Source organism: Paenibacillus sp. 1A_MP2, from assembly GCF_052244825.1.
Taxonomy (GTDB): Bacteria; Bacillota; Bacilli; order Paenibacillales; family Paenibacillaceae; genus Paenibacillus; species Paenibacillus vandeheii.
In genome coordinates this window covers 4,389,903-4,408,870 of record NZ_JBQQCS010000001.1, presented here as the reverse complement: position 1 = coordinate 4,408,870, position 18,968 = coordinate 4,389,903, and the positions used below count along the sequence as shown (strand labels likewise).

14 protein-coding genes and 4 pseudogenes are annotated in these 18,968 nt (G+C 45.7%); 16 read left to right on the top strand and 2 right to left on the bottom strand.

The features are described from left to right. Positions 1-15 precede the first annotated feature (15 nt). From ACTWJ7_RS21450 to ACTWJ7_RS21425, 6 genes and pseudogenes are all read left to right on the top strand, one after another. Positions 16-684 (top strand): response regulator transcription factor, encoded by a 669-nt coding sequence (locus ACTWJ7_RS21450; protein WP_301878919.1) that lies wholly within the window; start codon positions 16-18, stop codon positions 682-684. Next, entirely contained in the window at positions 681-2,018 is a 1,338-nt protein-coding gene (locus ACTWJ7_RS21445) for a sensor histidine kinase (protein ID WP_301878917.1), read from the top strand. The genes ACTWJ7_RS21450 and ACTWJ7_RS21445 overlap by 4 nt, the downstream gene beginning before the upstream one ends. 278 nt (positions 2,019-2,296) lie before the next feature. After that, positions 2,297-4,131 (top strand): annotated as a pseudogene (locus ACTWJ7_RS21440) (UbiD family decarboxylase). A 277-nt stretch (positions 4,132-4,408) separates the two neighbouring features. Next, entirely contained in the window at positions 4,409-5,008 is a 600-nt protein-coding gene (locus ACTWJ7_RS21435; protein ID WP_443145859.1) for a hypothetical protein, read from the top strand. Then, positions 4,897-5,499 carry an HD-GYP domain-containing protein gene (locus tag ACTWJ7_RS21430; RefSeq protein WP_443146401.1) on the top strand — a complete coding sequence of 201 codons (603 nt, stop codon included), beginning with the start codon at positions 4,897-4,899 and terminating at the stop codon, positions 5,497-5,499. The genes ACTWJ7_RS21435 and ACTWJ7_RS21430 overlap by 112 nt, the downstream gene beginning before the upstream one ends. Before the next feature lie 163 nt (positions 5,500-5,662). Further along, complete coding sequence (locus tag ACTWJ7_RS21425; RefSeq protein WP_367620527.1) at positions 5,663-6,115, top strand: SRPBCC family protein; 453 nt, start codon at positions 5,663-5,665, stop codon at positions 6,113-6,115. Between the two features lie 189 nt (positions 6,116-6,304). Here the strand turns inward: ACTWJ7_RS21425 and ACTWJ7_RS21420 are convergent. Then, positions 6,305-7,524 (bottom strand): annotated as a pseudogene (locus tag ACTWJ7_RS21420) (MFS transporter). A gap of 243 nt (positions 7,525-7,767) precedes the next feature. On the opposite strand from ACTWJ7_RS21420, the pseudogene ACTWJ7_RS21415 reads away from it, so the two are divergent. The 3 genes and pseudogenes from ACTWJ7_RS21415 (at position 7,768) to ACTWJ7_RS21405 (ending at position 9,799) form a co-directional block, all read left to right on the top strand. Next, positions 7,768-8,351 (top strand): annotated as a pseudogene (locus ACTWJ7_RS21415) (TetR/AcrR family transcriptional regulator). A gap of 32 nt (positions 8,352-8,383) precedes the next feature. Beyond that, complete coding sequence (locus ACTWJ7_RS21410) at positions 8,384-8,635, top strand: hypothetical protein (RefSeq protein WP_301878906.1); 252 nt, start codon at positions 8,384-8,386, stop codon at positions 8,633-8,635. A gap of 189 nt (positions 8,636-8,824) precedes the next feature. Next, a complete protein-coding gene (locus ACTWJ7_RS21405; RefSeq protein WP_301878905.1) occupies positions 8,825-9,799 on the top strand; it encodes a D-2-hydroxyacid dehydrogenase family protein in 975 nt (324 codons plus the stop codon). 143 nt (positions 9,800-9,942) lie between these two features. Here the strand turns inward: ACTWJ7_RS21405 and ACTWJ7_RS21400 are convergent, their stop codons facing one another. Next, positions 9,943-10,980: a LacI family DNA-binding transcriptional regulator gene (locus tag ACTWJ7_RS21400; RefSeq protein WP_301878904.1), complete on the bottom strand. Its 1,038-nt coding sequence runs from the start codon at positions 10,978-10,980 to the stop codon at positions 9,943-9,945. 400 nt (positions 10,981-11,380) lie between these two features. Here ACTWJ7_RS21400 and ACTWJ7_RS21395 point away from each other — a divergent pair, with 400 nt between their 5' ends. From ACTWJ7_RS21395 to ACTWJ7_RS21365, 7 genes and pseudogenes are all read left to right on the top strand, one after another. Beyond that, entirely contained in the window at positions 11,381-12,430 is a 1,050-nt protein-coding gene (locus tag ACTWJ7_RS21395) for a 2,3-butanediol dehydrogenase (protein WP_079344248.1), read from the top strand. 279 nt (positions 12,431-12,709) lie between these two features. Further along, a complete protein-coding gene (locus ACTWJ7_RS21390) occupies positions 12,710-14,020 on the top strand; it encodes a hypothetical protein (RefSeq protein ID WP_301878902.1) in 1,311 nt (436 codons plus the stop codon). 326 nt (positions 14,021-14,346) lie between these two features. After that, positions 14,347-15,449: pseudogene (locus ACTWJ7_RS21385) on the top strand (NADH:flavin oxidoreductase). Positions 15,450-15,823: 374 nt separating this feature from the next. Continuing rightward, the gene (locus tag ACTWJ7_RS21380) at positions 15,824-16,285 is read left to right on the top strand and encodes a hypothetical protein (RefSeq protein WP_443145858.1); all 462 of its coding nucleotides are present in this window, start codon (positions 15,824-15,826) and stop codon (positions 16,283-16,285) included. Further along, on the top strand, positions 16,234-17,151 hold the full coding sequence (locus ACTWJ7_RS21375) for a glycoside hydrolase family 3 protein (RefSeq protein ID WP_443145857.1): 918 nt from the start codon (positions 16,234-16,236) through the stop codon (positions 17,149-17,151). Before ACTWJ7_RS21380 ends, ACTWJ7_RS21375 begins: the two co-directional genes overlap by 52 nt. Before the next feature lie 74 nt (positions 17,152-17,225). Next, positions 17,226-17,930, top strand: a complete 705-nt coding sequence (locus tag ACTWJ7_RS21370; RefSeq protein ID WP_301878900.1) for a response regulator transcription factor — start codon at positions 17,226-17,228, stop codon at positions 17,928-17,930. After that, positions 17,927-18,913, top strand: coding sequence for a sensor histidine kinase (locus ACTWJ7_RS21365; RefSeq protein ID WP_301878898.1), 987 nt, complete (start codon positions 17,927-17,929; stop codon positions 18,911-18,913). The genes ACTWJ7_RS21370 and ACTWJ7_RS21365 overlap by 4 nt, the downstream gene beginning before the upstream one ends. Positions 18,914-18,968: the final 55 nt, after the last annotated feature.

The following is an 18,968-nucleotide window of genomic DNA, read 5'->3' as shown; positions in this document are numbered from 1 at the left end:
AAGGATAATAGATGAATGAACACGATTCTTGTGGTTGATGATGATTCCCATATCCGCAAATTAATTCGTATATACCTTGAAACGAATCAGTTTTCCGTAGTGGAAGCGCCGGACGGTCAAGAAGCACTGAACATCTTATCTCATACGAAAATTGATTTGGTGATTGTCGATGTGATGATGCCACGTGTTGATGGTATTGAGCTGACCGAAGATATTCGATCTTATATGGATATTCCCATTCTGATGGTGACGGCCAAAGGAGAATCCAAGGATAAAGTCAAAGGATTTAATGCAGGGTCAGACGATTATTTAGTAAAACCTTTTGATCCTGTAGAATTAATCTTGCGTGTGAAATCTTTAATGAAGAGATACAACAAGGTATCCTCGAATGTGATTCATATAGGCGGTGTAACGATTGATCTAAGCAATTTGACTGTCGCTGCAGGAGCGCAAACGGTTGAATTGAAAAAGAAGGAATGTGAATTGTTGTTTGCTTTGGCGAGTCTGCCAGGGCAAATATTCACACGCACACAGCTTATAGAAGATATATGGGGACTCGATTATGAAGGTGATGAGCGTACCGTTGATGTGCATATTAAAAGGTTAAGAGAACGACTGGAACCTATACCGGAACTGATTATTTCGACGATCAGAGGACTGGGATATCGTCTGGAGCTTGTATGAAAATAGTGAGTAAAAGCCTGCGCCTACGAATCGTAGCTACCTTTATTGGTATTGTGATCATCAGTTTGATTCTCTCCTTCATACTAAACATGAGACCTCAGGAAAAGACACCGAATCATACCCTGGTTACCATTGCTGAAGATATCGCTGCGATGATAAACCTGATCGATGATCCGGAAAAGGTGAAAAACGGTTTGAATATTTTTTCGCGATACGGTTTGAACATAAATGCTGTGAATGAACAAAGTGAAGTGCTTGCTTCCTTTTCGGATGATAAAGTTCATGAATTATTCGACGAAAATACCACGGAAGCGTTTATTCTTTCCAATAAAGATGAAACAGCGTTCGTTGGTGTTCCCAGGCTGAATGATGAGAAAGATGCGCTCCTCATCACCATTAATTTTTCATCGATTTTTCATAATGTAAAACGCACACTAATTATATCTCTATTAACTGTCCTGGTTATAGGAAGCTTATTAATCATGTTTATGTCAGGGTACGTGGTGAGACCTATCAAAAAACTAACGGCTGCGGCCAAGAAAATGGCATCAGGCGATCTAACTGTACGGTTGAAACATCATAATCAAGATGAGTTTGGTGAGCTGATGGAGAGCTTTAATCACATGGCTAGTGAGCTGCAGAAAATAGACTCGGTTCGGGATGATTTTGTCAGTAACGTCTCTCATGAAATGCAGTCGCCACTTACATCGATAAGAGGATTTACAAGAGCGCTGCAAGATGGTGTCATTCCGCTGGAAGAGCAGAAAGAGCATCTGGATATCATCTATGAGGAAACATTACGCCTGTCCAGGCTTAGTGATAATTTACTCCGGTTAGCCTCACTTGATTCGGAGCACCATCCGTTTAATCTCACCACATTCCAATTAGATGAACAATTAAGAAGAACGATTGTATTAGCGGAACCTCAGTGGGCGCGCAAAAATATCAAGATTGAATTGGATCTATTGCCTTGTGAAATCACGGTGGATAAAGATCTGTTTGAGCAGGTCTGGCAGAATCTAATGAATAATGCTATAAAATATACGGGTCCTGATGGGTACATCCATGTTGAAATCGAGAAGTCTACTTCATTCGTGAAGGTAACGATTAGAGATTCAGGACAAGGAATACCGGAGGAAGCCATTCCATATATTTTCGATCGATTTTATATGGTGGACAAAGCACGGAGCAGCGCTCTAAGAGGGAATGGATTAGGGCTTTCCATCGTAATTAAAATTTTGAAATTGCATGATTGTACAATAGATGTGGAGAGCAGGGTTGGAGAAGGAACGCAGTTTACGGTTACGATCCCCAGACCTTCGACTACACCATAAGCAAGTCAATTAGCAATATTGAAGCAATTGTGGTCCTTATGAATATTGGACTCGGGTTGCCTAAATATTGCTTTTTGGTGAGTGCTTCGTGACAAATTGTATATATTGTTTTGTTAAGCGGCAGATCATTTGATAATATAGAAGAGACGCTAGCATCAATCATTTTTTTTAGGTGAAAAGTAGACAAGGTAGATTCTACGTTATATTCAACCCGCTACTTCACACCTATGTGAATATATGAACATAATCATTGATTATACAAAGAATGGAGCCATCCAATGAAATATCGCAATATGGAAGATTGCATTAACGATCTGGAGCAGCATGGACATTTGATTCGAGTGAAGGAAGAAGTGGACCCTCATTTGGAGATGGCAGCATTACATATGAAAGTACATGAGGCGAAAGGCCCAGCATTGCTTTTCGAAAATGTGAAAGGCTCGAAGTTCCAGGCCGTTTCGAACCTGTTCGGTACGCTGGAGCGAAGCAAATTCATGTTCCGTGGAACGCTTGAAGGCGTACAACGTGTCATGGCTGTCCGGGACGATCCAATGAAGGCACTCAAAACGCCATTTCAGCATATCAGCACAGGACTTGCCGCCTGGCAGGCTCTGCCCAAGCAAAAGTCGATCAGTCTGCCCGTAACCGCACAGGAGATTCAGATTTCGGATCTGCCATTAATCAAGCATTGGCCCATGGATGGCGGAGCATTCGTTACGCTGCCTCAGGTCTATTCCGAGGACCCGGACAAGCCAGGCATCATGAACTCCAATCTGGGCATGTACCGTGTACAGCTAAGTGGAAATGATTATGAACTGAACAAGGAAATTGGACTTCACTACCAGATCCATCGCGGAATCGGAATTCATCAGGCCAAAGCAGTCAAAAAGGGAGAACCCCTGAAAGTGAGCATTTTCATCGGAGGCCCTCCGGCACATACGCTCTCTGCAGTGATGCCTTTGCCTGAAGGACTCAGTGAGATGACTTTCGCTGGCCTACTTGCCGGGCGTCGCTTCCGTTACAGCTATAAGGATGGATATTGCATCAGCAATGACGCCGATTTTGTCATCACGGGTGATATTTACCCGGACGAGACGAAGCCTGAAGGACCGTTTGGCGATCATCTGGGATATTACAGTCTGACGCATCCATTCCCGTTAATGAGAGTGCATAAAGTGTACGCCAAGCCGAACGCGATCTGGCCCTTTACCGTGGTGGGTCGGCCTCCGCAAGAGGATACCGCATTTGGGGATTTGATTCACGAAATTACGGGTGATGCCATTAAACAGGAGATTCCGGGGTAAAAGAAGTCCATGCAGTCGATGCAGCAGGGGTTCATCCGCTTCTGTTCGCAATTGGCAGTGAACGTTATACGCCGTATCAGACGGTAAAACAGCCAACAGAGCTGCTGACGATTGCGAGTCGTATCCTGGGTACAGGCCAACTCAGTCTGGCGAAGTATTTGTTTATCACAGCAGAGGATCAGCAACCGCTGGATACACATCGGGAAGTGGAATTCCTGACGTATATCCTCGAACGAATGGATCTGCAGCGGGACATTCATTTCCATACCAATACAACGATTGATACGCTGGATTACTCGGGAACCGGATTGAACAGCGGCAGTAAGGTTGTATTTGCAGCCTACGGGGACAAGATCCGGGAGCTGTGCCGGGAAGTACCGGAGACATTGAAAGATATTCGAGGTTATAACAATCCACAGCTCGTGATGCCAGGAATTGTTGCTATTCAGGGTACGCCGTTCACCAGTTATGCGGATACAGAACAGGAAATGAAGGCATTAACAGACATGCTGAAGGAAAAAGAAGATTTGTCTTCCTGTCCGATGATCGTATTATGTGACGATAGCTCTTTCCTGAGTGTAAATCTCAGGAATTTCTTGTGGGCGACATTTACCCGCAGTAACCCGTCTCATGATATGTACGGTGTGAACAGCGGCTACAACTATAAACATTGGGGCTGCGACCAGATCATTATCGATGCCAGAGTGAAGCCGCATCAGGCGCCACCGTTAATTCCGGACCCATCTGTTGAGAAGAGTATTGAACGCTTTTTTGTACAGGGAGCGAGTCTGAGTTCGATCAAAATATAGTGAAATTCAATAAAGGCCCAAAGATTTTTTTGGGCTTTTTGGTTATATTTGTGTAAAACAAGATACCAGTTATCTAAATACGGATTCAAACCGGGACTTTTTTGAAAATGGGAGTGAGAATAAAGTCTTATACGTTCGTATTTCCTTTTGTGATTAAGGTCGTTTGGACTATGGAGAAAAAGAAAGATTATATCGATATAAAGTAGTATAGGGATTTATAGGACCTGATCTAACGGGTACTGTTGACTATAAATGATTGTTCAGGGGGAATACCGATTTGAGAATCCATATTATGAACCTGCAAGATGGAGACCGTCTGACTGCGGATACTTTCAGCGAAGCGGGATTACACGTTCTGGGTCAGGGTACTGTGATCAAAAGTGAAGATATCACCTTGCTGATGCAGCACCGCGTGGACTATGTGGATATTGAACCACGCGAGGAAGAGATCACGGAAGCGGAATTCTTTGCTGCTGCGGCAAAATTTGCATCTGGAGCAAGCACAAGCACCAAGGAAGAACCGCCTGAAGAAGAAATGAAATCCCAATTTATACAAACCGTACATAACTATCAATCTGCATTTCTCGAAGCGCTGACTGTAGGCAAGTTCAACGCAACAATGGTGGATGATGCACTTCAACCGATGGTGGAGGGACTGGACGAGCAAAAGGATGTCGTACATCTCCTGATGATGCTGGAACGGGATGATGTCAATAACTACACGCATTCCATTCAGGTTGGACTGTTGTCATTTTACCTGGCCAACTGGCTTGGTTATTCTCAAAAGAGAGTTACCAGATCAGTCGTGGTGGCTATCTTCATGATATTGGCAAGTGCAAAGTATCCCACCGGATTCGCAACAAGATGGAACCGTTAACCGCAGATGAACAGCTTGAATTGCAGCGTCATACGATCTATGGGCATGATATTATCAAAAGCTCCATGACGGATGAAGCCACTGCGCTGGTTGCTCTTCAGCATCATGAACTGGAGGATGGTACCGGTTATCCGATGCAACTTAAAAAAGAAGAAATTCACCCATATACACAGATCGTATCTGTCGCCGACATATACATCGGGATGAGATCCGGCAGTCACGGAACCAGCAATCCGAATCTGATCAACAACCTGCGTGATATCTATGCGATGGGATTTGGCAAATTGAATGAAAAGCCGGTTCAGGCCTTGATGCAGCATCTGCTTCCTAATTTTATTGGTAAACAAGTGCTTCTGAGCAACGGCGAACGGGGCGTGATTGTCATGAATAATACATCCGATATTTTCAAACCACTGATCAAGGTGGAGTCGGAACAATATCGTGATCTGTCCAAAGAGCGCACGCTTGCCATTAATGAGTTAATTATCTGAGTTTGAAAATAAATGAATTCATACGCAAAACGGGCCTCCTGTACGATGACAGGGACCCTTTTTTATCCTACCCCTGACGTTGTTCTTCGTGGGGACCAGGAGTATACTTTGCAAAGACCTTAATTTTCCTTTTTAGGAAAAGGAGAGATAGTCCTTGATTGAAGTGGTAACCGAGATTACAATACATGCCCCCATTGAGCGATGCTTTGACTATGCAAGGGATATTGATATTCATACCCGTACGGTCTGGAAACATACCCGTGAGCGGGCTATAGCAGGTGTTATAACGGGAAAAATTGGCGAAGGCGATACGGTAACTTTCGAGGCAAGCCATTTCGGGATAAGGCAGAAGCTGACTTCCCGGATCGCCGAGTACAATCGGCCGCATCTTTTTGTGGATCAGATGGAGAAAGGCGCCTTCAAGAGCATGAGACATGAACACAGCTTCAGTAAGCTTGGCGAGCAGACCACTTGTATGAGAGACACACTGAGATTTGAAGCTCCTCTTGGTGCTCTGGGATGGGTTGCAGAGCGTATTGTACTCCAGAGGTACATGCAGGCTTTCCTGGAGAGCCGTAATTTGAAACTTAAGGCGTTGCTTGAGAGCCACAGGTAGAGCCGATCTGTTAAGAGGAGATGATAGGTGATGGATAACGAATACGTTGTGGGTTGGGGCACGCTTGCCCTTATTAATGCCGGACTTGCTCAGGGAAAAACAGAAGTGGACGTAACTGGTTTCTGATTTCCCTGTTATTTGGTCCGTTAGCCACTCTGTTTATCGTGGTGTGGAATAAGCTGGATTAATTTAGTGACCCGTATCCCGATGGATGTAACGATCAAAAACCCAGAACAGAAGCGCAGCGGCACTTACGCCTGCGCCCAGCCAGCAAACACCAGTCCAACCTGCCCAGGCGTACACTTGAGTGGAAGCGATGGAGCCGGTAGCACTGCCTATCGAATAAAAGATCATGTAGGCGCCCGTTAAGCGGCTCTGCGCCTCAGGTCGAACTTCATAGATCAAGCTCTGGTTGGTGACATGCACGGCCTGCACGGCAAGGTCCAGCATAATTACTCCGGCTACAAGCAGCCATAAAGAGTGGTTAACATAGCCTATGGGCAGCCAGGATAGAAGCAATATGACAAGGGCGACGCCCGTCGTCTTTTGTCCAAGTCCCAGATCAGCCAGTCTTCCTGCACGTGCAGCAGCCAGTGCGCCAGCAGCTCCCGCGAGACCAAAGGCTCCTATAGCAGTATGTGACAAGGAGAATGGTGCATCACTTAGGGGTAAAACCATAGAAGTCCACAAGGTGCTGAAGGCTGCGAAAATCAACATGGCAAGAATGCCGCGAACTCGAAGAACAGGCAGTTCACGGTACAATTGCAGGACAGAAACGATCAATTGGGTGTAGCTTAGTTTTCTCGCTCCGGTTCGTGTTTGGGGAGTACGAGAAACAGGGCGATAATCCCCAGTAATGTCAGGCTGGCAGAGAAGAGATAGACCGATCTCCAGCCAATCCAATCATTTAAGGTACCTGCAATGGTTCGCGCCAGCAATATGCCGATGACAATCCCGCTAGTGACCAGACCGACAATGCGCCCTCGTTCAGACGGTGCAGCGAGGGAGGCGGCAAAGGCAACGAGTGTTTGAGTAATGACGGCGAGCAGCCCGATAGCCGCCATTCCAATGAATAAAATTTGGCTGGATGCTGAGGTGCCGACCGCAATCAGGGCGATTACGGATAAAAGCATCTGGATGATGATCAGCTTGCGCCGATTCAATAGATCACCAAGGGGAACGAGTAATAATAAGCCGAGGGCGTAACAGACCTGGGTTACGGTGATAACGATCCCAATGGATGAATGAGCGAGACTGAACTCCTCAGCAATGGAGTCGAGCAAAGGCTGGGCATAATAAATATTGGCTACTGCCAGTCCACTGCAAAGGGCAAATAACAGCGCCACAAGCCGGGACATGCTCGGACGTCCTTCGTTGGAGGGATGCGTTAGATAAGATGGATTTTGCATGAATGATTCACCTTTCCGTATTTCGAATGTGGTACGTTAGGAGCGGAATGAATACTGTTGGATTTAAATATACTGATCAGTACATTATGATTCGGAATAAACATACTTCATGCTTTGAGATGATGTCAAGAGTTGAAGGGATAAGACTATATTCTTTTTAGTATATTGAGATGGGTTTGACATGGGAATTCAGTATAGCTTAGAATGGTTTTATACTGAACGATACACAAAGAGGGTGAAAGTATGGTTAGACAACGGGAATTTGATACGGATAAGGCATTGGAAGCAGCAATGCAGACATTTTGGGATAAAGGATTTGAAGCGACATCCTTAAGTGATCTGACAACGGCCATGGGTATTCAGCGCCCCAGTCTATATGCGGCTTTTGGTGACAAAAAGGAATTGTTTGAAACGGCACTTCGCAGGTATACGACTTTGCATGCCGCTCAGGTCAGATCCAGACTTCAGCATACATCCTCTGTAAAAGAGGCCTTCCGTGCATTGTTTGAACATATTGGAGCGGAAGGGGATGTAACAGATCCTCGTCACGGCTGTTTTTGCATCAATACGATGGTTGAACTGGCTCCGCATGATCCCAAATTGGCTGTTCTTACACGGGAGCACCAGATGTATCTGGCGGCGATTTTCAAAGAGACGATTGAACGGGGACAGGAAACCGGGAATTGTCTGATGATCTTGACGCAATTGCGCTCTCCAAGTCTCTGGTTGTATCGATGATTGGATTAACCGTTATGATGAAATCGGAGCCGGATCGCTCGTTTGTGCAGCAGAGTATGAAGGTTACGTTATCGTTGCTTGAGGCATAAGGGAAGAATTTCTTTTACAGAAGGGGTTTCATATGGAACGTTATTTTCATAGGGTATACCTTGTCGTTTTATACATTATCGGTGTGCTGCTAACGACATACGGCGGGCTGGGGATCATTGAGTTCAGTTTGATTGTGATTGGCATACTTGCTTTTATTGCTATCGTGGGTTCCCTGACAGAGAATGATCAATCGAAACTGGATAAAATGTTCTGGAAATTACGGTCTTTGTTTCAAGTGGCGATTGCGATTCTCATTACGGCGCTGCTTTTTAAACTTTTTTGAACGGTTAGCAAGAGCGGGAGCCTACTCCTGCTTTTTTGTGTCTGAGGGCATTGGGCAGATGGGGGCTGAGTTGATACAATACAGATAGGGTATAGATTAATTTAGGAATGTATATTATGAGTTACATATGCGGGGTAACATTTTCAAACATTTTTCGATGATGCACATATATGAGGGGGAGATTCAACCATGCAGACGAAGTTGCGTTGTGCCATATTGGATGATTACCAGAATGTTGCCCTTTCTTCAGCGGATTGGACTCCGATCCTGGATCGGGTTGAGGTTCAGACGTTTAATCATTACCTGGGATCAGAAGAGAAGGTTGTTCAGGAACTGCGGGATTTTGAAGTGATTGTGTTGATGCGTGAACGTACACCTTTCCCTGAATCCGTGATCACTCAATTGCCGAAACTCAAGCTTCTGATTACAAGCGGCATGCGCAATGCCTCCATTGACCTCCAGGCTGCGGAAACAAACGGTGTAATCGTCTGTGGCACGGAAGGAAGCTCCAATCCACCCACGGAACTGACATGGGCGCTTATCCTGGGCCTGTCCAGACAGCTGGTGACCGAAAATAACGCGCTGCGTTCGAATCGAAACTGGCAGAGTACAGTGGGCATGGACTTGTACGGAAAGACATTGGGACTGCTCGGATTAGGCAAGATTGGCAGCCGAATGGCACAGATTGCACAAGCCTTTGGCATGAAAGTAATCGCTTGGAGTGAGAATTTGACACAGGCAAGAGCAGAAGAACAGGGAGTTCAATGGGCAGAAACCAAGGAACAGCTGCTTGAACAAAGCGATATAGTTTCCATTCACCTGGTGCTCAGTGACCGCACTCGTAATCTGATTAGACGAGCCGAGTTCCAACAGATGAAAAATACCGCTTTATTAATCAATACGTCCCGTGCAGGCATTGTGGATCAAGAGGCGATGGTCGAGGCTTTACAGAATGAGTGGATTGCTGGGGCGGGTCTCGACGTATATGAACAGGAGCCTCTTCCTGTAAATCATATCCTGCGCACATTGCCTAATCTCTTGGCAACGCCGCACATTGGTTACGTGACTCAAGGCAACTATGCTATTTATTTTAACCATACTGTAGAAGATATTGAGATGTTCCTGAAGGGGACACCGATTAGACAACTGCTTCCGAAAAACTGAGTGCTCGTAGGTGGGGCTGAGCTAAAAGTGCGTGGGTGAAGATGAAAAAAGGTGTTTCTCAGGACTGAAATTCATTCCTGGAGAACACCTCTTTTTGTGTTATTCGAATGTTGTCCAATAGATCTGTGTCTTTACGACAACGCTTAGGCGTGTGGTCCTTGTGAAGATGAGCGGATCATGGCAACACTGGACTCGCGCACAATTAACCTTGGCTCGAATTGAATATGCTCGTAATCGGTGATACTCATCTCTCGAATTCGCTTTAACAGCAATTCCGTTGCAAGTCTGGCCACTTCTTCGCCCATAATCGAGACTGAACTGATCTGCGGAGACGAAACGGTAGTAAATTGGTTGTTGTCAACGCCCACAACAGCAATATCTTCGGGCACACGAACGCCCAGTTCTTTAAACCGATTGACCAATCCGATGGCAACCATATCATTAATGGCGTATACGGCATCCGGCATGTGAGTCAGCCCATGAAAATAATCCGCTGCATTGGCTCCCGTATACAATGAAAAATCTTCTCCGAAATAAACGAGGGAGATATCTACATGACCTACGGCCTTCTCATAAGCCCGATAACGTTCCTCGATAATGTCTTTAGGGGCACCGGCGTAGGCGATGCGGGTCCGCCCAATTTTAATCAGATGTTCCATGACCAGTTTCCCTTCGGGTTGTGAAAGAGAAACGATATCTGCTTTCATGCCAGGCTCCAGCTTTTTACCGTAATTAATCATTGAAATGGGAAGGGGAGCTTTATCAATTAGGCCAGGCAATGTTTTGGGATAGGCCAAAGGCATGAAAATAAGCCCGTCCACATGCAGTTTTTTGATGTTACGAATAGTTTCCAGTTCCGTTCTTGCATTGCCTGCCGTATTGATTTGGACCACATGATAGCCATGCTGCTTCGCTGTTTGTTCAACAGACCAGGAAATCTCGGGAATAATGGCGTTGCGTATGTCAGGTACAACCAGTGCAATCTGATGCGTCTGGCGTATTTTTAAACTCTGAGCAGAGGTATTGGGGACAAAACCAAGCTCCTCAATGGCCTGCATGACTTTCTCACGTGTTTTGCTGCTGATACCTTCCGAGTTGTTGATGGCTCTGGAGACGGTAGCGATGCCTACACCTGCAAGTTCTGCAACGTCCTTGATCGTAACCTTCTGATCTTTATTCACGTTTAGTTAACCTCACTTCAATCGGAAACGATTCCGAATTTTGAAAATATGTACAAATGGAATGACCAAACTATACCTTGATTATAACATTTGAGCAAACAAGTATCCTGTGAATAGGATTGAAAGGTGATAGTTGTTTATTGTTCCAAAAGAGTTGATTATTCCTTTTGAAAAAAAGTATCCCAAAAAATCTGGGGATAATAGCGCTCGGAAGGTTGTTCTGTTCTCGGAGTGGCAGGTGTATTGAAGGCTGGCTTTACCCAGAATTATCGGCGTAAAATTCATAATATAGACATAAGTGTGACAAATTATGTTTGACAGTCTATTTAAAATGTGACATATTTGATTTACGGAAACGTTTCCTATTATATCAAAACTTATGATCTGGGAGATGAAACAAATGAAAGCATTGCGTTGGCACGGAGTAAAAGATTTGCGTCTCGAAAATATTGATGAACCCCGCCCTGAACAGGGAAAGGTTAAAATAAAAGTGGAGTGGTGTGGAATCTGTGGCAGTGACTTGCACGAGTACACTGCTGGCCCGATCTTCATTCCGGCTCAAGCACCGCATCCGCTAACAGGGGAACAAGCACCTGTTGTGATGGGGCATGAGTTTTCAGGACAAGTCGTTGAAGTAGGCGAAGGCGTGACACGTTTTCAGGCAGGTGATCGCGTTGTGGTTGAACCGATCTATGCATGCGGTCATTGTGAAGCCTGCAAGCAAGGAAAATATAATTTATGCGATCAGATGGGTTTCTTGGGCCTTGCTGGGGGAGGCGGAGGTTTCTCGGAGTATGTAACGGCTGAGGAAAATATGGTACATGCCATTCCGGATTCCATCTCGTACGAGCAAGGAGCTTTGGTGGAGCCTTCCGCAGTAGCTCTTCATGCTGTGCGTCAGAGCAAACTGAAAGTCGGCGACACTGCGGCTGTTTTTGGTGCGGGTCCTATCGGTTTGTTGGTTATTGAAGCGCTGAAAGCTTCTGGTGCATCGGATATTTATGTCGTGGAATTATCCGAGGAACGTAAAGCCAAAGCGGAAGAACTTGGCGCTATCGTTATTGATCCTGCACAATACAATGTTGTGGAAGAAATTCATGCACGGACCCAAGGTGGTGTGAACGTAGCTTATGAAGTGACCGGTGTTCCACGGGTACTGCAGCAAGCGATTGATTCAACACGTATTGGTGGTGAATTGATGATCGTCAGCATTTTTGAACAGGAAGCACCGATTCTGCCAAACTCCATTGTCATGAAGGAGCGTACGGTCAATGGCATTATCGGTTACCGTGATGTATTCCCGGCGGTCATTAGTCTGATGGCTAAAGGTTTCTTCCCGGCAGACAAGCTGGTAACCAAACGAATTAACCTGGACGAAGTGGTAGAGCATGGATTTGAAGCACTGCTTAAAGAGAAAAACCAGGTTAAAATTCTGGTGAAAGCAGAGTAAATTCCAGGCCAATTACATCAAAATATAATAGAGTGGAAGTCAGCAAATGGCGATAGGCAACCCAGTTGGAGTTCAACTGGAGCTGATGCTCAATTAGCAGGCAGGCACTTGAATTATGACGAATAGACAACGCATCTCCGGATGCGATTGTCTATTTTTTTTGCACAGATCGGGCGGAATTTGTTGCAAGTAGGTTTCGTTTTACATAATATGAAAAGATACAATTTGTATCATTTTGGTGTAAAGGTGTTATCTCATAAAATGAAGGAGGAAGCGGACATGCAGAGGAATACGAAATGGGCAGCTGTGATTTTGACCCTCGTTGCAGGTATGGGGTGGCTGCTTATGGGCAATTCGAAACCCAAGAATAATACTGTAACAGAGCAGCCGACTGTCGAGCGGATGCTTGCCAAGGTGTCCAAGGCGCCTATCACATCCGCCGATGTGACGTCCAAGATCGAGCTGCTTGGAAGGCCTTTTAAGAAAGCGCCTTATGCCAACAATGTCTGGGATTTGCAATTGTACAGAGGAAAAATATATATGGGGCATGGGAACAGCAGTAATTTAGGTGTTTCACCCAATGCGGGCCCAATTCCGGTCATTTATTACGACACAGCCACCCCCAAATTTGTAACCCAATCCGTTACGAATAGAAATCCGAGCATCGTTCCTTCGACCAAAAAGTTTGTGGATGAGGAACAGATTGACATTTACAAAGTGCTAAATGACAAATTGTATATTCCCGGAAATGATTCGGATGGCGAGCAGTGGGATATGGGGAACTTCTACCGATTGGATGGAGATGTATGGACCAAGTATCGCAATCTGCCGCTGGGTGTACATGTGTACGATTTGGCGTCCTATCAGGGCAAACTGTTTGCAGCACTGGGTACCGAGCAGAAACCTACCGTATTAATCTCTCATAATCAAGGTGAAAGCTGGCAAAAATTCGCTACCATCAATTCATTTGGCTTCAGGGCGTATACGCTGTTTGAAATCAAGGGCAAATTATATGCATCCGGCATGATGTATCCTGCCAATAATATTTGGGGCGACAAAACGAATATATTAGAGATTAATGAGAAGCTTGAAAAGAAAGACGTGCTCATCTATGGCAGCAAAATGCTTCCAGGGCTACCCTATCAAACTGGAACAGTCCCCTATAATAAAATCGGGAAAAATATTAATTTCAAAAATAAGCTGCTCTATATTGCCGGAGGGGTATTCAATGATGGGCAGCTGTTACCCAAATCCTTGAATATCATGACTGATATTAATCAGGCAAAGCGCGTCATTTTGCCGGATACCCAGGCCCTTCCTACTGATCTGCTGCTGCGAGATGGTAAAGTCTATGTGCTTACCTACACACGCAAAAGTGCGAATCTCTATATAAACCGCGTATATCAATCGACGGATCTGAATAGATGGAATGAAATTCTCCGTTTCAACCAGGACACGTACGCCAGGTCTTTTGAAGAACACGAAGGTGATTTCTACTTTGGGCTAGGCACGGACCCCGATGTTCTATCCACTTCATCAGGCAAATTGCTGAGAGTTAATCGCAATGATATCCCTGCTAATTCTAATTAAACGTAAGGAAGATTATGGATATTATATACTATGCTGCATCCACATTTTTGGTTCCAGCGAGGGCAATTTAGGTTAAAAGTAGGGCAGGCCGAAATGGTAGAACTTCTTAGAAGAAGCTACATCAAGCTTGCTCTATTTTTGTGTTCAAAAGGCCAAAAAGGCCGTTAATGTTATTTGTAAAAATTTGAAAATAAAAATCAGAAACTATAATATAGAAAGGAGATATCTTAATCGACTCCTGAAAAACATCTGTGTAGTTATACAATAGCATGTGCTAGAACGTGTACATGTTTTCTTCCAATCTGATCGTAAAGGAGCAATACACAATGAATGTACCGACAGCTTTGTTTAAACCATTTACCTCGGACAAGCTCACCCTGTCCAACCGGATCGTCATGGCGCCCATGACTCGTGGATTTCACCCGAAGGCGTACCCGGACCAGAGGTCGTGGAATACTATCGTCGCAGAGCAGCCGGAGGTGTAGGGCTGATCATTACCGAAGGAACAGGAATTAACCACCCTTCATCCATTAGTGGCGCAAGCATTCCGCTGTTCCATGGCGAAGAATCGCTGGAGGGTTGGGCGAATGTAGTCAAGGCAGTCCATGCGGCAGGTGGCAAAATTATGCCACAATTATGGCATGTGGGCACAGCCCGACGTTCAGGCGATCTGCCTAACGCAGAAGCTGAGCCAGTAGGTCCATCGGGACAAAGTATGGCAGGTGAACCGGAGAGAGAACCGCTGACAGAGGACGAAATCAAGGGTCTTATCCAGGCGTATGCACAGGCAGCAGCCGATGCACAGCGCATCGGTTTCGATGGTATTGAGCTTCACGGAGCTCATGGTTATCTGATTGATCAATTCTTCTGGGAACACACCAACCGTCGTACGGATAAGTACGGAGGCGATCTGGTGCAGCGCACGCGTTTTGCTGTCGAAGTTATTGAAGCATGTCGCGCTGCTGTAGGTCCTGACTTCCCGATCATGCTTCGTTTCTCCCAATGGAAAATGGGGAACTATGACGCACGTTTGGTGGAATCACCAGAACAACTGGAGCAGTTCCTTGCACCTCTGACGGCTGCAGGAGTAGATATTTTCCATTGCTCAACACGTCGTTTCTGGCTGCCGGAATTCGAAGGCTCAGAGCTGAATTTGGCAGGCTGGACACAGAAAATAAGTGGCAAACCGGCGATCTCTGTTGGATCGGTAGGGCTTGAAGCGGAATTCGTTGATCGAGGGAATGAAAACCAGGGGGCTGGCGATGCTCACCTGGATCAATTGAACGAGAAAATGGAGAAAAATGAATTTGATTTGATCGCATTGGGGCGTGTACTGTTGAGCGATCCGGAATGGCCGAACAAAGTTCGCGAAGGACGCCAGTCCGAAATCGTACCCTTTACAACAGAAGTGTTGCAAACACTCTATTAAGAGAACTTTTAAAAAATGTAAGAACAAACGCCAATGGCAACAAAAACTGAAAACAAACGTGAAGCCGCCGAAGGGCGGCTTTTTCAACTTCCTTCCATAATAATTTCATCATATGAAAAATTCACAATAGAAAACCGTTTTTCGCACCGCTGACACCTTTTCTCATCTCCCTCAATCACACACGCCCAAAGTAATAACACCATGAAATACCACACTTTAACCTCAAAAGGGGAATTTTTTTGTGTTATTCAGACTACGTCTTCATCATTTGTGCGCGAGCTGTCTCCATTTTGAAAATGAAGCACCTTATGATAAGGTTATGCCTGAACCATATTCAGTCTGAATGACAACAACGCTTAAGGAGGATGACATCCTTGTATATCCATAGTCGCAATTCAAAAAACAAACACATAAACACGCTTCAAACGCTGTTCCTTCTATTCGGAATACTCCTGCTTTTATCTGCATGTGGGCAGTCGCAGAAGCCTTCCTCGTCAGAGCAAAGTAACCATAATACCGGAACGAAGACAGATGCGAATTCAAACGCAGGCGCAAATGATCAGGGTGATCAGCAGAATACAGTGCCGCCGCAGGAGGAGAAAGATCCGGTACAAGAGCAGCTCGATCAATTGTCTTTGGATGAGAAGGTTGGACAAATGATTCTCGCAGGTGTTCAAGGGACCACTTTGGATGCCCAAGCGAAACAGATGATCATGGATCAGAAGGTGGGGGCATTATTTTCTATGCCAATAACGTCTCAACCCTTCAGGGGACAGCAACGTTTGTGCAATCCATTAAGGATGCCAATCGTTCCAATCCGGTTCCGATCTTCATGAGTGTGGATCAGGAGGGTGGCAAAGTGAGTCGTATGCCGGAAACGGTAGAGTCCATTCCTTCTAATGGGAAAGTGGGTAAGACGAAGGATGCTGATTTGGCTGAAACGATGGGTAAATTGTTGGCAAGACAAATTCAGCTTGTTGGCTTTAACGTTGACTTTGCTCCAGTGCTGGATATAAACAGTAATCCGAATAACCCGGTAATTGGGGATCGTTCATTTGGAAGCTCAGCCAGTCTGGTGTCGCGAATGGGTATAGCCGAGATGAAGGGGCTGCGCAGCGAAGGAATTATTCCTGTGGTGAAGCATTTTCCCGGTCATGGGGACACGTCCGTGGATTCCCATCTGGATCTGCCTGTCGTGAACAAAACAGAAAAGCAACTTGCCGAACTCGAATGGATTCCGTTTGAAGCTGCGGTGAAGGAACAAGTGGAAGCGGTTATGGTAGCTCATATTCTGTTTCCGAAACTCGATCCCGACCATCCGGCCTCCTTGTCCGACGTCATCATCGGTCAACATCTACGTGGCAAATTCAAGTATGACGGTGTGGTCATCACAGATGATCTGAGCATGGGCGCAATCGCGAAAAATTACAAGCTGGACGATGCCGCCGTGGCTACGGTTCAGGCAGGGAGCGATATTCTGCTGGTAGCTCACAGTTATGAGAGTGCCAAGACCATTTTTGATACGTTGAAGAGCGCGGTGAAGTCAGGGAAGATTTCCGAATCTCGCATTGATGAAAGTGTCTATCGAATTCTGGCGTTGAAACAGAAGTATAACTTGTCTGATAAGAAGCAGTCGTCTGGAGATTTGAAGCAGCTGAACGCTGACATTCTGGATTGGCGCAAGCAGGTCGATGCCCGATAGTACCCACCTGTGTTATGATTTTGGAAAGAGAATCGCATATTCCATTATGACAGGTTAGAGGTGAGACCTTTTTTATGTATACAATAATGATTATTGAAGATGATCCGAAGATTGCGGGTCTTCTCAAATCCCATATCGAGCGATATGGAGACCGAGCTGTAACGGTTGAGGATTTTGAACAGGTTGTCCGGCAGTTTGAAGAACTGAAGCCTCATGTTGTGCTGCTGGATATCAACTTGCCAAGTTACGATGGGTTCTATTGGTGCCGCCAAATTCGTTCCATTTCCACATGTCCGATCATTTTCATCTCGGCCCGGAGTGGCAAGATGGATCAGGTCATGGCGCTTGAGAACGGTGCGGACGATTATATTACGAAGCCGTTCGAGCATGAAATTGTCATGGCCAAAATTCGTAGTCAGCTGCGCAGGGTGTACGGCGACTATGCTGCAAGTCATGAAGAACGCAAGGTGGAATTGGATGGACTGACGGTCTATCTGGAACGGTTGGAGATGCAGTTGGGTGACCGCAAGATACAACTGACTAAGAAAGAAACCATTTTGCTGGAGACGCTGCTGCGGCGCAGTCCCAAATTGGTTAGCCGTGAAACCATCTTGGAAAAGCTGTGGGATGATTCCTTTGTGGATGATAATACACTTAGCGTGAATGTGACCCGAGTGCGTAAACGTTTGACTGAGCTGGGAATAACAGATGCGCTGGAGACGGTACGAGGTTCGGGTTATCGACTCAACAGTAATTGGAAGGCATCGTCGCCCTCATGAAGTTGTTTATCAAAGAACATATCGTATTGACCTGTTGGGTTATCGTTGTGCTGCTCACTGTCGTTGCGGTCTTCTGGTACGACGGCTATGACCATTGGTTAACGGCCACGTATGCGGTATCTCTGGGGTTATGCCTTTACGCAGGTTATCTCATTTATCGTTATCTGTCCCATCGCATGTTTTATTCCCGGATGTCCCAACGAATGAATGATTTAAAAGAATTTGTTCCACTGAATGAGCCCGCACCTTTGCCGCAGGCTTTGGCGGAACTGCTGGATTCGCAGTATGGTCATTACCATGTCCATCTGCATCGTTTGGAACAGCGGCAGCAGGAATACCTGACATTTATGAACCAATGGGTACATCAGATGAAGACACCGTTGTCCGTCATTGAACTGACGGTTGAGGATCAGGAGGATGAAGATCCACGGTTCATTAGCATCCGAGAGGAAGCAGACCAGATGAGGCGGGGCTTGGAAACCGTGTTGTACGTGGCGCGGTTGGAGACATTTGAACAGGACTTCATTGTGGAGCCGGTATCACTCAAGGCTGCCGCAGAAGAGGCCATTCATGAACTGAAACGCTTCTTCATTCGTAACCATGTGTATCCCGAGATGGAAATTAACTCTGCGTTAATGGTCCACTCGGATGCCAAGTGGATTCGGTTTGTCCTTGTACAGCTGTTATCCAATGCCATCAAGTACTCTTCTGGCAGCCACGGGCAAAAGGTCACCATTCAGGCTTACGAATCCGCACGGTCCATCATCCTTGAAGTGAAGGATCAGGGTGTGGGCATTCCAAAGTCTGATCTTAACCGTGTATTCCAGCCTTTCTTCACGGGAGAGAATGGACGTCATTTTAAAGAATCCACGGGTATGGGACTGTATATTGTAAAGGATGTACTGACACGGATGAATCATCGAATTGATCTGGCATCGGTTCAGGGAGAAGGGACAACCGTAACCATTACATTTGAAACATGAAAACTATATTAGCAGGATGCAAATCAAAACGGGAAGACGTCTGGTACCCCTCAAC